General features: G+C 66.5%; 14 protein-coding genes. 8 read left to right on the top strand and 6 right to left on the bottom strand.

What is annotated here, in order from left to right; genetic code table 11:
- Position 1: 1 nt before the first annotated feature.
- On the bottom strand, positions 2–790 hold the full coding sequence (locus J2X42_RS18365; protein WP_310167289.1) for a 5-oxoprolinase subunit PxpA: 789 nt from the start codon (positions 788–790) through the stop codon (positions 2–4).
- A gap of 558 nt (positions 791–1,348) precedes the next feature.
- On the opposite strand from J2X42_RS18365, the gene J2X42_RS18360 reads away from it, so the two are divergent.
- Together J2X42_RS18360 and J2X42_RS18355 are read left to right on the top strand one after the other, a co-directional pair.
- The gene (locus J2X42_RS18360; protein WP_310167288.1) at positions 1,349–2,269 is read left to right on the top strand and encodes a LysR substrate-binding domain-containing protein; all 921 of its coding nucleotides are present in this window, start codon (positions 1,349–1,351) and stop codon (positions 2,267–2,269) included.
- Positions 2,270–2,453: 184 nt separating this feature from the next.
- A complete protein-coding gene (locus tag J2X42_RS18355; protein WP_310167287.1) occupies positions 2,454–2,633 on the top strand; it encodes a hypothetical protein in 180 nt (59 codons plus the stop codon).
- Positions 2,634–2,797: 164 nt separating this feature from the next.
- On the opposite strand, the gene J2X42_RS18350 is transcribed toward J2X42_RS18355, so the two are convergent.
- Positions 2,798–3,475 carry a 4-carboxy-4-hydroxy-2-oxoadipate aldolase/oxaloacetate decarboxylase gene (locus tag J2X42_RS18350; RefSeq protein WP_310167286.1) on the bottom strand — a complete coding sequence of 226 codons (678 nt, stop codon included), beginning with the start codon at positions 3,473–3,475 and terminating at the stop codon, positions 2,798–2,800.
- 25 nt (positions 3,476–3,500) lie between these two features.
- Positions 3,501–4,709, bottom strand: coding sequence for an aspartate transaminase (locus tag J2X42_RS18345; RefSeq protein WP_310167285.1), 1,209 nt, complete (start codon positions 4,707–4,709; stop codon positions 3,501–3,503).
- Between the two features lie 283 nt (positions 4,710–4,992).
- On the opposite strand from J2X42_RS18345, the gene J2X42_RS18340 reads away from it, so the two are divergent.
- The gene (locus tag J2X42_RS18340; RefSeq protein ID WP_310167284.1) at positions 4,993–5,514 is read left to right on the top strand and encodes a hypothetical protein; all 522 of its coding nucleotides are present in this window, start codon (positions 4,993–4,995) and stop codon (positions 5,512–5,514) included.
- A 19-nt stretch (positions 5,515–5,533) separates the two neighbouring features.
- Here J2X42_RS18340 and J2X42_RS18335 read toward each other — a convergent pair whose 3' ends face one another.
- Entirely contained in the window at positions 5,534–6,217 is a 684-nt protein-coding gene (locus J2X42_RS18335; protein WP_310167283.1) for a GPP34 family phosphoprotein, read from the bottom strand.
- Between the two features lie 144 nt (positions 6,218–6,361).
- Here J2X42_RS18335 and J2X42_RS18330 point away from each other — a divergent pair, with 144 nt between their 5' ends.
- From J2X42_RS18330 to J2X42_RS18310, 5 genes are all read left to right on the top strand, one after another.
- Positions 6,362–7,261, top strand: coding sequence for a MurR/RpiR family transcriptional regulator (locus tag J2X42_RS18330; protein WP_310167282.1), 900 nt, complete (start codon positions 6,362–6,364; stop codon positions 7,259–7,261).
- A gap of 159 nt (positions 7,262–7,420) precedes the next feature.
- On the top strand, positions 7,421–8,329 hold the full coding sequence (locus J2X42_RS18325; protein WP_310167281.1) for an NAD(P)-dependent oxidoreductase: 909 nt from the start codon (positions 7,421–7,423) through the stop codon (positions 8,327–8,329).
- A gap of 34 nt (positions 8,330–8,363) precedes the next feature.
- Positions 8,364–9,911, top strand: a complete 1,548-nt coding sequence (locus J2X42_RS18320) for an aldehyde dehydrogenase family protein (protein ID WP_310167280.1) — start codon at positions 8,364–8,366, stop codon at positions 9,909–9,911.
- A gap of 35 nt (positions 9,912–9,946) precedes the next feature.
- Positions 9,947–11,173, top strand: a complete 1,227-nt coding sequence (locus tag J2X42_RS18315) for an amidohydrolase (RefSeq protein WP_310167279.1) — start codon at positions 9,947–9,949, stop codon at positions 11,171–11,173.
- On the top strand, positions 11,170–12,543 hold the full coding sequence (locus J2X42_RS18310) for a DUF3100 domain-containing protein (protein ID WP_310167278.1): 1,374 nt from the start codon (positions 11,170–11,172) through the stop codon (positions 12,541–12,543). The genes J2X42_RS18315 and J2X42_RS18310 overlap by 4 nt, the downstream gene beginning before the upstream one ends.
- Positions 12,544–12,791: 248 nt before the next feature.
- On the opposite strand, the gene J2X42_RS18305 is transcribed toward J2X42_RS18310, so the two are convergent.
- Together J2X42_RS18305 and J2X42_RS18300 are read right to left on the bottom strand one after the other, a co-directional pair.
- Positions 12,792–13,163: a VOC family protein gene (locus J2X42_RS18305; RefSeq protein WP_310167276.1), complete on the bottom strand. Its 372-nt coding sequence runs from the start codon at positions 13,161–13,163 to the stop codon at positions 12,792–12,794.
- Positions 13,164–13,217: 54 nt separating this feature from the next.
- Positions 13,218–13,682, bottom strand: a complete 465-nt coding sequence (locus J2X42_RS18300) for a DUF3237 domain-containing protein (protein WP_310167275.1) — start codon at positions 13,680–13,682, stop codon at positions 13,218–13,220.
- Between the last annotated feature and the right edge of the window lie 117 nt (positions 13,683–13,799).

Below are 13,799 nucleotides of genomic sequence, written 5' to 3'. Positions count from 1 at the left end.
GTCAGGCAGCCTTCACTTTGGCGGCGAGGACCTGGGCGAGGGGGGCGATGGTCACGCCGGCGCGTTCCAGTTCGGCGCGGACCTGGCGGGCCAGCTGGACGGCGCCGGGGGTGTCCCCATGCAGCAGGACGGTGTCGGCGACGATGGGCAGGTCGGTTCCGGCCACGGTTTCGATGAGGCCTTCGCGGACCATCCGGATGGTGCGGTCAACGATGGCTGACGGATCGTGGATGACGGCGCCGGGGCGGCCGCGCGGCACCAGGGTGCCGTCGGCCTCGTAGGCGCGGTCCGCGATGCCCACGATGCCCACCGGGAGCCACCGCGCTGCCGCGGCGTCGGCCAGTTCGCCGTCCTGGGCCAGGACGATCAGGTCCGGGTTGATGCGGGCGGCGGCGTCGGCCACGGCTGCGGCGTAGTCGGGGCGGGTGGCCACCAGGTTGCCGAGGCGTCCGTGGGGTGCAATGTGGGCGACGGCGGTGCCGTGGTACGCGGCGAAGGCGCTGAGGGCGCCGAACTGGTACAGGATGTCGTTGCGGACTTCATCCGCCGTGAGGTCCATGGCGCGGCGGCCGAAGCCGCGGAGGTCGGGGAAGCTGGGGTGCGCCCCGACGCTGACGCCGCGGCGCACGCATTCGGCGACGGTGGCGTTCATGATGTCCGGGTCCCCTGCGTGGAATCCGCAGGCGATGTTGGCGCTGGAAACCACCTCGAGGAGGGCCGCGTCATCGCCCATCGAGTAGGCGCCGAAGCCTTCTCCGAGATCTGCCACGAGATCAACTGTGGGTCCCATGTGAGCCCTCCTGGGGTGTTGGCTGGACCGCTGCGCAGCGGGGCGCAGGGGTCAGCTTCCGGTAGTGAACTGAATGCCGGGAACCTGCCCCGTTGGGGGTCTGCGGTGCGGCGGCCCGGGCTGCCGGGCATCTGTCAAAAAGTCTGGCACCGCGAATTGGCCCACACAAAGACGTAATCCATGTCACGGGATAGGTGCCGGTTATGACGGGTGCTCCGTGGAGTGCTGCCCTCATGCGTGCCACCTCGTTCCTTTCGTCCGGATCTGCCGTGCCGCCGCGGTATTGCGATTGCATTCAAGCTATGGAGTGCATATTTCAGAAATGTAAAAAGAAAGCGCCTATTCCGGTAAACACGTCTTTTATGCGAAATTCGTCTGACGTCATCGCAAAATTGCATGTCGCCGGGGGGAGCTAGAATGTACGATTAGTGAAATAGCGTTCTGGGTTCAACCTAGTGTCTGCGATGTGGATCACACAAAGACTTATTGCGTATCCCTCCACCACATCTGCTTATGACCTTTCCGGGTCCGGGACGCCGCAAACGAGAGAAGGCGGCCATGGATACGCGCAAGCTTGCGTACTTTGTCCAGATCGTGGATTCGGGAAGCATCACCAGGGCTGCGGCGGCGCTGCATGTGGCCCAGCCGGCCCTGAGCCAGCAGGTGTCGGCCCTGGAAACGGACCTCAAGCAGCGCCTGCTGATCCGCAGCAAGCAGGGAGTTAAGCCAACGGCTGCCGGGCACACCCTCTACCGGCACGCTCAGTCCATCCTGCGGCTGGTGGAACAGGCGCGGCAGGACGTCGCGGCGTCGGGTGCCGCACCGTCCGGTCGGGTCTCCATTGCGATCGCCCCGTACAGCATGGCCTCAAGCCTCACGCCCCGGATCATCGGCGAAGTGGGCCGCCGCTACCCGGACATCGTCCTGCATGTCACGGAAATCTATGGCGGGGTGCTCAGCGAAGCGATCAAGAACGGCCGGCTGGACATGGCGCTTATCTACGAGCCTGGCCCCATCCGCGGCGTGCAGTTCACCACGATGATCGTCGAGGACCTGCACTTTGTGGTCAACGCCAACAGGTTCGAGAAGGCGCCGGAGAACGGCGAAATCACGCTGGCGGACGCCGCCGGCTTTGGCCTGTTCCTCCCCGAGAAGATCCACACGCTGCGCCAGGTGGTGGAAGCCGGTTTTGACAGTAAAGGGCTCAAACTCAGGCTGGTCGGGGAAGTGGAGTCAGTGCCGTCGCTGACCCGGCTCCTGCGCGCGGACCTGGGCGCCACCATCATGCCCAAGTCCGCCGCGGACGCGCTGTTCCACGAAGAGGACTTCCATGTCCTGCGGATCGTGGACCCCGCACTGCAGTGCAAGATCGCGCTGTGCACGCCGGACCATGACCCGCTCTCGGAGGCCGCATCGGCGGTCCTCCTGGTGCTGAAGGAAATGCTCCAGGAAATGCTGAGCAGGAAATATGCACGGTAGCCGTCCCATAGCATCCGCTTATTAGGCCACGCATCATTGGTCTTAGTAATGGGACGCCCGGTGATTCTAAAATTGGAGCACGGCCGAACAAAAGCGGCGGCTACTTTCACAAAGAATTAATTGGGAGCATTCCGTGAAAAAGATCAACACCCTGCGAAGAATTGCAAACGGGAAATTGGGGCTTATGGCAAAAACCGGTTTCCACTGCCCTGCAAATGGCTTTTGGCGTCCCGCAGACCGTTCCAAGGATCCGGTCTTCGTGTTCGAAGGCAGCATCATGCCGGCCACCGGCGGCGGCTCAGCGGTCTGGTACCTGGAGGACGCCGTCGTCGGTCCTCCCACACACGCTCTTCCCGCCCGGTAGGCGCCGCCCCGTAGAAGCCGCCGCCCAAGGACCTGCGCGAACTGGCACGTAATCCCCTCAAATCGCGGATTTGAGGGGATTACGTGCCAGTTCGCGCTTAATTGGCTTGCGCATGCCGGTGCCGCCGCGCGGGATTCCTCCCGTGCGGCGGCACTTTGTCGCTGCTAGGCCTGTTCGACGAGCAGGCCCTTGGCCTTCAGGACCTCGGTGAGGTTGCACAGGTCGATGGTGGTGCCGCCGGCCTTGTACAGGCTGATGAGTTCGCGCTCGGCGTCGTCACGTTCCTGCGAGAGGCGGATGACTTCCTCGATCTCGTCCTTGCGGACCACTACAACTCCGTCAGCGTCGCCGCGGAGGACGTCGCCGGGGTAGATGATTTCGTCACCGAAGACCACCGGGTGGTTGATGGGGCCGATGGTTTCCTTCACGGTGCCCTTGATGGAGATGCTGCCGGAGAAGACGGGCAGGCCCAGTTCGATGAGGTCCTGGGTGTCACGGACACCTGAATCGGTTACGAGTCCGGCCAGGCCCTTGGCCTTCATGGCGTTGCCGAGGACGTCGCCGAACGTGCCGGCTTCCTCGAACTCCCCTGCCGCGGCGAGGATGACGTCTCCGGCTTCGGCGTAGTGGATGGCCACCTGCAGCATGAGGTTGTCCCTGGGTGCGCAGCGGACGGTGACGGCGGGGCCGCAGAAGGACATGGCCCGGTCGATCGGCTTGATCTTGGAGCTGAGGGCGCCCTTGCGGCCCTGGGCCTCGTGGATGGTGGCCGAGGAGAACTTCGCCAGGCGGCTGACGGCGTCGGCGTCGGGGCGGTCGATAGTGGTCTTTACATGGATCATGGTGATTTCCTTCAGTGGGTGCGGGTCAGACGAGGGCTTGGACGGCTTTGTCGATGGCAGCGACAGATTCCTCGATGATGTCGAGGCTGGTCGCATAGGAAATGCGGAAGTAGGGGCCCAGTCCGTAGGCGGAGCCGGGGATCGCCGCCACCGACGCATGGTCCAGCAGGTAGAGGACAAAGTCCTGGTCATCGCGGATGAGGGTGCCGTCCGGCGTCGCCTTCCCGATGGCCCCGGCGCAGTTGACGTAGGCGTAGAAGGCGCCTTCCGGCGTCGCGCATGACAGGCCCTCGACGGCGTTGAGCCCGGCAACTGCCTTGTCCCGCCGGCTGCGGTAAATTTCCACGCTGTCCCGGACGAAGGCCTGGTCGCCGGTGAGTGCGGCGGCGCCGGCGGCCTGGCTCACCGAGGACGGGCACGAGGAGATCTGGGACTGGAGCTTGTTGATCGCGGCGATCAGCGGGGCGGGCCCGGCCGCGTAGCCCAGCCGCCAGCCGGTCATGGCGTAGGCCTTGGACACACCGTTGACGGCGAGGATGCGGTCCTTCAGCTCCGGAGCGACTTCCACCAGGCTGGTCAGCCGGCCTTCGCCAAAGTAGATCTGGTCGTAGATTTCGTCGGTGAGGACGTAGACGTGCGGGAATCCGGCGAGGACGTCCGCGAGCGCCCGCAGTTCCGCCGGGGAGTACACGGCACCGGTGGGGTTGGAGGGTGTGTTCAGGATGACCCATTTGGTGCTGTCGTTGAGGGCTGCTGCGAGGGCTTCCGGCGTGAGTTTGAAGCCGACGTCCTCGCCGCAGGGCACCACCACGGGGGTGCCCTCGTTCGCGAGCACCATGTCCGGGTAGGAGACCCAGTAGGGGGCGGGCACAATCACTTCGTCACCGGCGTCCAGGGATGCCATGAAGGCCGTGAAGATGACCTGCTTCGCGCCGCCGCCGATGGTGATCTCGGCCGGGGTGTAGTGCAGGCCGGTGCGCAGCTCGATGGTCTGCAGGATGGCGTGCTGCAGGGCGGGGGTTCCGGTGACGGAGGTGTACTTGGTCTCCCCGTGGCTGATGGCTTCGACGGCAGCCGCCTTGATGTGCTCCGGAGTGTCGAAGTCCGGCTCGCCGACCGTCAGGTCCAGGATCCGGCGCCCTTCTGCCTTCAGCTCCCGCACGCGGGCCGCGGCGGCCACACTCGCGGAGGACTTGATGCGGGATACCCGCGTTGCAGGTGCAAATTCAGACATGGTCTCTTCCTAGGGGCTCAGGAGAAAGCGGTACTCAGTTCCTTCGACACTAAGGAATTCCGCCGGGTCTGGATAAGACCTAAAGTGCGTGGACGGATAAGCGTCCCTTATGGCTGGATGAACGACGGCGGTCCGCTGGCACTGTTTTACCGCCCGCCGGCGCCGCCAGCCACACGTTCCGGTTATGGCTCCACGCACTATTGGTATTTCCGCAGCCGGGCCGTCCTGCCTAGCCTTCTAGGTAAGCTGGCCCGCTTGGCGGGATCCCGACCGAGGAGTGTTTTTGCCCTTTACGACCCATGCCGACGGCGGCGGCTACCGTTACCGGGGCAAGCGGAAGCCTGATACGGCTGCTGTCCAGGCGGATCGGATCCGCTCACAGCTCCGGGAGGAGCGGCGGCGGCTTTCCTTCAATGCGAGCAGCATCCGCGCCCTGTCCGTCCGGCTGAACCAGCAGGTCGCCCAGGCTCTCTGCGACGGCATGAAGGTGACCCGCCTCGCCGGCGCCGCGGAACTCTCCCGCTGGGCGGTGCGGACCATCGGCCTGTCGTCCGAGGACCTGTTCCCGTCCGGCGTCCCGGCAGACCAGCACCTGGCAGTGATCGGCGGCCTGAAGGCGGAGCTGGCCGGGCTGGAGGAGACGAAGGCCGCCCTCGAGGGGCGGCGCGTAAAACTCCTGGCCACCGCCCGCCGGCTCGGGGTCATGGATGACTACGAGCTCGCCGCGCTGAGCGGACTCCAGCGCGAGACCATCCGGAAGATGACCTGGGGCATGCAGCCGGCGCCGGTCAGCGAGGCCGGTTAGCAGCAGCCAGGCCGTCTAGTTACGTTGCGGCCTCCGATTCCGCCAGCCTGATCATCCGCAGTTCGTCCGCCACCGCGCGGGACGGCCAAAGTTCATGAGCCAGCTCCCTGGCCCGGCTTTGGTCTGCACCCGGGAAAACCTTGCCGAGCAGCTCCGCCGAGTACAGCAGACCAACCAGTGCTGTGGTCCGGGGATCCGACGCACCGGAAGGTGACATCCCGCCGTCGGACATTCCCTGCCCGGAGGCGGTACCGCCGAGCGCGGCCCTGACCTTCTCAAGGAGTGCCGCTTCCGGTGCGTGATTCCGCTCCGGGTACCTGGTGGTCTTGAACAGGCCCAGGTGCCTTTCGCCCACATGCTCCACGATCCCCAGCGACGCCATCCCCTCATAAACACGGTGCAGTTCGGCCCGGCTCTCCAGCATCGAGACCCAGCGCTTCGGCGTATGCGGCCGCGACTTCTCCCGGATCAGTTCCAGCTGGTGCTGGAAGTCGGTCTGGGGTGCGGCGCCGGTGGCCCTCACATGCTTGCCCTGCAGCTCGATTGCGCCGAGCAGATCCAGTTCGGCGAGGATTGCCCCGGCCAAACCGGCTTTGAGCACGGCCTGCGGCACGTCCGACTCGCCGTCCTTGTCGTTCGTTGCGAGGAGAAGGAATGCCTGGGGAAGACTCAGCTCCCCGGCCTCCGGTTTTTCAGCGTTCATACGATCATGGTGGCCCTGTTCTGCGCCTACCACAACGATGATTTACAAGGCGGAAACCAAAACCTCTTTCCGCAATCGAAATTGCAGAGTACATTTAATGCAATCAGCCTTGCATGGTGAGCCACGTTACAGAAGAGGTCCGGATTGAACACCAACGCAGTCGATCTTGAAGCCAACGCGGCGGGCGCCACAAGCGCCGGGAACCTCACGCACGCCTGGCTCGGCGACGTGCTGCCGGACGTTCCGCTGTCCAAGGCCCAGAGCCGGGTGGTGGATGTGATCGGCCGCAATCCGCAGCTTTCCTCGTACGCCGACATCGCTGAAATCGCGCAGCGGGCCGACGTCAACAACTCCACAGTGGTCCGCGCAGCCCAGCACCTGGGCTACCGCGGCTGGCCGGACCTCCAGCGCGAACTGCGCTCCCGCTACCTGGTGATGATCTCCACCGAGGACACCCTGACCGAGCACGGCGAACACCGCAGCCCCCTGCACGACGCGATCAACCACGACATCGAAAACCTCCGCCTCACCCTGGACTCCAACACGGCCGACGACGCCGAGGCCGCCATCGCGGCGATGGCCGCCGCGAAGTCCATCACCGTCGTCGGGCTTGGCTCGTTTGCCGGCCCCGCCAGCGTGATGGCACACCTCGGCTCCACGATGGGCTACCCCATCTCGCTGGAGAACCGCGGCGGCGTCCACCTCGCCTCCAGCACCAACACCCTCGGTGCCGGGGATGTCCTGGTGGTCATCAACATGTGGCGCTCCATCCGGCAGATCATTGTCACCGCCGAGGCGGCCAAGGAGGCAGGCGCAACTGTGATTGCCATCAGCGACATGCGCCGCGGGCGCCTGGCTGCCGCGGCGGACCACCTCCTGGTGGTGGCCTCGGAAGGAATCTCGTTCTTCCAGTCCGTCACCGCCGCAAACTCGCTGGTCTACGGCCTGCTGGCGGGGATGGAGGCGGCGCACCCCGAACGCAGCCGCACCGCCATCCGCCGCACCCAGCAGCTGTGGAAAGACCTCGACATCTACCTCGACTGACCCCTTCTCCCCCGCGCCCAACCCAACGCGGGGTCACTTAGCACCCAATATTGGGCGTTTATTGGGTCAAAAGTGACCCCGCGTTGCCCCCCAGACCCACAGACGCACAGACCCACAGACCCACAGACGCACAGCCCCACAGATTCCAGGAGCAGTTTTATGAACACCACAACCAACCGCCGCATCGCCGTCATTGGCCTCGGCGCCATGGGCGGGGCGATGGCCGCCACCCTCCACCGCGCCGGCTGGGACGTCACCGGCTTTGACCCGTTCGACAGCGCCCGGGCCGCCGCTGCCGAGGCCGGGATCAAAACCACCGCCACCCTCGAGGACGTCGCCGGAACCCCCTATGCAGTCCTCTCCCTGCCCGCGGCCAGCATGGTGGAAACCACCGTCCCGCAGCTCCTGGCAGCACCCGGAACAGTCGCGATCATCGACACCACCACCTCCGAACCGGGCACCAGCAAGCACATGGCAGAACTCGCCGAAGCCCAGGGCGCGGCCTTCGTGGACGCCCCGGTCTCCGGCGGCCGCGACGGCGCAGCCACGGGTTCGCTGAGCGCGTTCGTCGGCGCAACCGACGCAGCCCTCACGGCGGCCGAGCCCGTCCTGCTGGCCCTCACCGGCGGCAAGTACAGCCACATCGGCGGCCCCGGCAGCGGCAACGTGGTCAAGCTCCTCAACAACGTCCTGGCCGCGGCCAACCTGGTTTCCGTGGGTGAGGCCCTCGGTGTGGCCAAGGCCTACGGCATCGATCCCGCCACGGCCGCCGCCAGCATCAGCGAAGCCTCCGGCGGCAGCAAAGTCTCCGCCAACATGTATCCCAACTGGGTCCTCAGCGGCACCCACGATTCAGGCTTCTCCCTCGGCCTGATGGCACGCGATGCCGCCCTCGCCGTGGAGGTCGCCGGCCAGATCGGTGAAAAACCGGCGCTGCTCGCCGCCGTTGCCGGCCAGTGGCAGGACGCCCTCGCCGTCCTCGGACCGCGCGCCGACTTCACCGAAATCGCCAGGACCGTGGCCCCGGCCATCACGCCCGCCGGCGCCCCCGGCAACCCAGTCGCCTAAACTCCCAGCCCCCAGCTTCAAAGGAACCCCCACATTGAGCATCACCACAGCACCCACCTCCTCCTCGGCAGCCACCGCCCGCGCCGTCCTGGACGGAGCCTTCCCTTCAGGCCTCGGCGCCTTCGTTGACGGCAAAGTCGTCACCGGCAGCGGCGAAAGCATCACCCTCACCGCGGCGGCCACCGGCGAACCCTTTGCCACCTACGCCGACCCCGGCGCCGAGGGCGCCAACGCCATCCTGGAAAGCTCGACGGCGGGCGCGGCTGTCTGGGCCGCGCTGAACGGTTTCGAGCGGGCAGCCATCCTCCGCAATGTCAGCCGCGTTGTCGAGGCGCACGGCGAGGAACTCGCCATCCTTGAGTCCGCCACCACCGGGAAGCCCATCCGCGACGCCCGCGTCGAAGCCGCCAAAGTGGCCGAGATGTTCGGCTATTACGCCGGCTGGGCGGACAAGCTGACCGGCCAGACCATCCCCGTTCCCGGCAACTGGCACACGTACACCGAGCGCGTTCCCTGGGGCGTCGTCGTCGCCATCACCCCCTGGAACGCTCCCCTGTTCACCGCCGGCTGGAACTCCGCTGCCCCGCTGGCCGCCGGCAACGCCGTGATCATCAAGCCCAGCGAATTCACCCCGGCCTCCTCGGTCCGGCTCGCCCAGCTGGCCCACGAGGCGGGGCTCCCGGCAGGCGTGTTCAACGTCGCCGCAGGGCTGGGCCAGACCGTCGGCGCCATCCTCACCACCGACCGGCGCGTCGGGAAGGTCAGCTTCATCGGCTCCGTCCCCACCGGGCGCCGGGTGGCGGTCGCGGCAGCGCAAGCCGGCATTCCCGCCCTGCTGGAACTCGGCGGCAAGAGCGCCAACATCGTGTTCGCCGACGCCGACCTGGACCGTGCCGCGGACGGCGCCATCTCGGCGATTTTCTCCGGCGCCGGGCAGTCCTGCGTCGCCGGCTCACGGCTCCTGGTGGAGCGCAGCGTGCACGCCCGGTTCGTCGAAATGGTCGCCGCGAAGGCCGCCCGGCTGCGCGTGGGCGACCCGCTCAGCGCGGACACCGAGGTGGGCCCCATCATCACGGCCCAGCAGTTCGCCACCGTCAACACGCTCATCGAGGCAGGAATGCACGACGGCGGCCGCCGGGTCACCGGGGCCACGCTTCCGGAGGCGCTGGCCGGGTCCGCGCTGGCTGGCGGGCATTGGGTCATGCCCACCCTGCTGGACGGCGTCACGCCGTCGAACCGCCTCGAAACCACGGAGGTCTTCGGCCCGGTGGTGGGCGCGGACGCGTTCGACACGGAAGCGGAGGCCATCGCCCGGGCCAACAACACCAGCTTCGGCCTGGCCGGCGCGGTGTGGACCTCGGATGTTTCGCGTGCCCACCACATTGCCCGCGAGGTGAAGGCCGGCACGTTCTGGATCAACTCCTACAAAACCATCCACGTGGCGGTCCCGTTCGGCGGCTTCGGCGATTCCGGCCACGGCCGCTCTTCCGGCCCCGGCGTCCTGGACGAGTACACCCAGACGAAGGCCATCTGGGTGCCCACCCGCGCGGCAGGCTCCCCCTTCCCGTCGCTGTCCTACTAAGGCGTCATTATGCGTTCAACCAGAGGCAGGTACTGATGGAACTGACAGACACCACCCCCGCAAACGCGGCCCTCCGCACCGCCCTCGCTGACGGCGTCGACACCTGGAAACCCCGCGTCCAGGCCCTGGCCCGCGAAATCCACGCCCACAAGGAAATCTCCTTCGAGGAGGTCCGCTCCGCCGAGGCAATCGCAGCCCTGCTGGAAGAAGGCGGCTTCGCCGTGGAACGTGGCACCGGCGGCCTGCCCACCGCGTTTACCGCGAGCGCAGGCAGCGGCGAACTGACGGTGGCGCTGTGCGTGGAATACGACGCGCTCCCGGACATCGGCCACGCGTGCGGGCACAACCTGATCGCCGGCGCCTCCGTGGCCGCCGCCCTCGCCCTGCAGCCGTTCGTGGACGAACTCGGCATCACGCTGAAGGCCATCGGCACTCCCGCCGAGGAGCACGGCGGCGGCAAGGTGCTCATGCTGGAGCAGGGAGCGTTCGACGGCGTCGGGCTGGCTTTGATGGTCCACCCGGTCCAGGACGGCCTGACGTACAACCCGGCCGGCACCAGCGCCCAGGCGGTAGGCCGGTACAAGGCGACCTTCACCGGGAAGGCCGCGCACGCCGCGGCCGCCCCGCACCTGGCCGTCAACGCCGCCGATGCTGCCGTGCTGAGCCAGGTGGCCGTGGGGCTGCTCCGCCAGCAGATACCCGGCGACCACCGCGTGGCACTGTACGTTGCCGAGGCCGGACACGTCACCAACATCATTCCGGACCGGGCGGTGGTCCAGTTTGAGTGCCGGGCCTTCACCCTGCCGGAGTACGAGGCGCTGCTCGAGCGGGTCCGCCGCTGCTTCGAAGGGGCGGCCCTGGCCACCGGAACCACGCTGGCCATCGAGGCAACGGAACCGCTCTACGAACCCCTGCTCCAGGACGACGCGCTCGCGGCGCACTGGACGGAGGCGATGGACGCGTTCGGCAAGGACACGTCCCCCTCGGCCGGCCTCAGCGGCGGGTCAACGGACATGGGCAACATCTCCCAGGTCATCCCGTCCCTGCATCCGTGGCTCAGCATTCCCGGCGCCAACGTCGCCATCCATTCGCACGCGTTCGCCGCGCTTGCCGACACCCCCGAGGCGTACGGCGTGATGTTCGAGGCAGCCACCGCGCTGGCCTGGACCGTTGCCGCCGCTGCCTCAACCCCCACCGAACGGGAACGCTTCATCCAAGCGGCATACCGCCGTCGTACTGTCACCCAGGAAGGCACATCATGAGTACCAGCACCAAAACTCCGCGGATCGACAAAGCTGGTGCCCGGCTGACCCTGCCGGTCGCCGCGCTGGCGTTTGTCATCGCGCTGGCCGTACAGTTCATCGGCCAGGCCAAGATCGACATCGGAATCGGCGCCATCGTCATCTTCCCCATGGTCTGGGGCCTCATCCTGGGCCTTCTGGTCTCCATCCAGAAGTTCAAGCCCCTGGGCCTGGACCTGCAGCGGATCGCCGCGGCCCTGGTGGGCGTGGCCGTGCTGCTGCTGGTGGCAAGGCTGGCGTTCAACATCGGCCCCAGCCTCCCCAGCCTGCTCAAGGCCGGCCCGGCGCTGCTGCTCCAGGAAGTGGGGCACCTGCTGGGCACCATCGCGCTGGCCCTCCCCCTGGCCGTCCTGCTCCGGATGGGCAAGGCAACGGTGGGAGCCACCTTCTCCCTGGACCGCGAGCCGTCCTTCGCCATGGTCTCCGAAAAGTACGGTCCCGATTCGGACCAGTACCGCGGCGTGCTGGCGATGTACGTTTTTGGAACGCTGTTCGGCGCCGTGTTCATCACGCTGCTCACCTCGCTGGTGGCCAACTGGAAGATTTTCGATCCGCTGGCCCTGGCGATGGGCGCCGGCGTGGGATCCGGCTCCATGATGGCGGCGTCGTCTGCCAGCATCATCGCGGCCTATCCCGGGGACCAGGAAGCGATCCTGGGCATGGCGGCGGTGTCCAACCTGATCACCACCATCCTTGGCGTGTACGTAGGCATCTACATTGCGCTGCCGCTGGCTGACCGTTTCTACAAGCTCCTCACCCGCAGGCAGACCCGCGAGGCCGCTGCGGTTGCCGCCGGCGGCGGCGCAGTGCGCAGCCAGGCCGATATTGACCGGGACGATGCCCAGGCCGAGGAAAACCGGCGGTTCCGCGAGAAGGTGGCCGAATCCTCGGCAGCCATCAAGCTCCCGCTCTGGCTGTCCCTGTCAGTCCTCACCGTCCTTGGCATCGGCACGGCGTCGGTGGCGGCCAAGGGGCTCAGCCTCTCGATCGTTGCCGGGTACGGGATCATGCTCGCCCTGGTCCTGGTCAGCATTGCACTGGCGAAGGTCACGAAGAAGATCTCGGCGATCGTCTACATCACCACCATCGGTGCGTACATCTCCAGCCCGTGGTTCTTCGCCGCGGAATCGCTGACCACCATCATCAAGACGGTCGATTTCCTGTCCATCGCCACGGTGATGCTGACGCTGGCTGGCCTGTCGCTGGGCAAGGACATCCCGCTGCTGAAGAACATCGGCTGGAAGATCATCCCCGTGGGGCTGGTGGCCATCACGGCGTCCTTCCTGCTCTCCACGGTGATCGCGGAGTTTGCGCTCGGACTCTGGCACTAACCTTGCAACGCGGGGTCACTTACTGCCCAATAATGGGCCCTTATCGGGCCAAAAGTGACTCCGCCTTCGGGCCACCCCTCCCCGCTGCTTTCGCGGCGGAGGTGAACGGACGACGGCGGGACCTCCCGCCGTCGTCCTCTGGCACTAACCTTGCAACGCGGGGTCACTTACCGCCCAATAATGGGGACTTATCGGGCCAAAAGTGACCCCGCGTTGGGTCTGGCGTTTAGTGCGGAGTGCCTTGCAGGTCAGACGTGCTGGTCGACGAGCACCGGGTTGCCGTCCGGGTCCACCACGATGAAGCTCGCCGGGCCCGTCGTTGACTCGTCCGCCTCGGCAACGAACTCCGTCCCGCCGGCTTTCAGTTCCCGCTGGAGTTCGCGCACATCGGTGAACGAATCCACTGCCTCCGCGTTCTGGTTCCAGCCCGGGTTGAACGTGAGCATGTTCTTTTCGAACATCCCCTGGAACAGGCCGATCACCGTCTCGCCGTTTTTGAGGATCAGCCAGTTCTGGGTGATGTCGCCGCCGAAGCTGCTGAAGCCCAGTTTCTCGTAGAACGCGGCAGAAGCTGCGATGTCCTTGACGGTGAGGCTGATCGAAAACGCGCCGAGCTGCATGGGTTACTCCACTCTTAGAGGGCCGGATGCTCCGATGCTACCCGCGCCGGCCCGTCACTCGACCATAAACACATCCAGCTTCACCTCGTCAGGGAGCCTGATTCCGGAGGCGACAAAAATGCGCGTGCTGAGCCAGGACCACCGGCCGGCCGCGGCGAACCGGGGCGTGGAGCGGAAGTAGATCCGTTCCGGGTCCACAGGCACCCCTGCCACCAGCGCCGCGATGTCTTCGGCCGAGCCCGTGCGGATGGCTGAGTTGCTCACATAGATCCGGTCGCCGTCGTCCGTCTCCAGGACGTACTTCGCGTCCATCTCCGTGGTGGTGGGGGTCCGCAGCACCTGGAAATCGGCTCCGGCCGGAAGTACCCTGCCGGAAAGTTCAGGGCCCGTGACGGTTCCGCCGAGGATCGGGATGACGCGGCGGATCCCCTCGGACGTTTCCCCTATTTCGATGGCGGGACCAACCCGGACGGAGATCGAGGCCAGGTAGGTGCAGCGGGGCGGTGTCGGCTGGATCATTCGTGTCCTCTGGGTGGCAGTTCCGCTTTCCTACCAAAGGTAGCTTCGCCCGGACCTTGGTGCCCACGATCGCCAAGCAAACGGACGACGGCGGAGGTCCCGCCGTCGTCCGTTTCC

This window comes from Arthrobacter sp. BE255, from assembly GCF_031457335.1.
Classification (GTDB): domain Bacteria; phylum Actinomycetota; class Actinomycetes; order Actinomycetales; family Micrococcaceae; genus Arthrobacter.
This window is presented reverse-complemented; position numbering and strand designations above follow the sequence as displayed.

What these genes read in the sequence shown, in the direction of transcription:
- J2X42_RS18325 (WP_310167281.1), top strand. Translation starts at nt 7,421, where the DNA reads ATGAACACCACAACCAACCGCCGCATCGCCGTCATTGGCCTCGGCGCC.
- J2X42_RS18360 (WP_310167288.1), top strand. Translation starts at nt 1,349, where the DNA reads ATGGATACGCGCAAGCTTGCGTACTTTGTCCAGATCGTGGATTCGGGA.
- J2X42_RS18305 (WP_310167276.1), bottom strand. Translation starts at nt 13,163, where the DNA reads ATGCAGCTCGGCGCGTTTTCGATCAGCCTCACCGTCAAGGACATCGCA.
- J2X42_RS18365 (WP_310167289.1), bottom strand. Translation starts at nt 790, where the DNA reads ATGGGACCCACAGTTGATCTCGTGGCAGATCTCGGAGAAGGCTTCGGC.
- J2X42_RS18350 (WP_310167286.1), bottom strand. Translation starts at nt 3,475, where the DNA reads ATGATCCATGTAAAGACCACTATCGACCGCCCCGACGCCGACGCCGTC.
- J2X42_RS18355 (WP_310167287.1), top strand. Translation starts at nt 2,454, where the DNA reads ATGGCAAAAACCGGTTTCCACTGCCCTGCAAATGGCTTTTGGCGTCCC.
- J2X42_RS18345 (WP_310167285.1), bottom strand. Translation starts at nt 4,709, where the DNA reads ATGTCTGAATTTGCACCTGCAACGCGGGTATCCCGCATCAAGTCCTCC.
- J2X42_RS18315 (WP_310167279.1), top strand. Translation starts at nt 9,947, where the DNA reads ATGGAACTGACAGACACCACCCCCGCAAACGCGGCCCTCCGCACCGCC.
- J2X42_RS18300 (WP_310167275.1), bottom strand. Translation starts at nt 13,682, where the DNA reads ATGATCCAGCCGACACCGCCCCGCTGCACCTACCTGGCCTCGATCTCC.
- J2X42_RS18335 (WP_310167283.1), bottom strand. Translation starts at nt 6,217, where the DNA reads ATGAACGCTGAAAAACCGGAGGCCGGGGAGCTGAGTCTTCCCCAGGCA.
- J2X42_RS18310 (WP_310167278.1), top strand. Translation starts at nt 11,170, where the DNA reads ATGAGTACCAGCACCAAAACTCCGCGGATCGACAAAGCTGGTGCCCGG.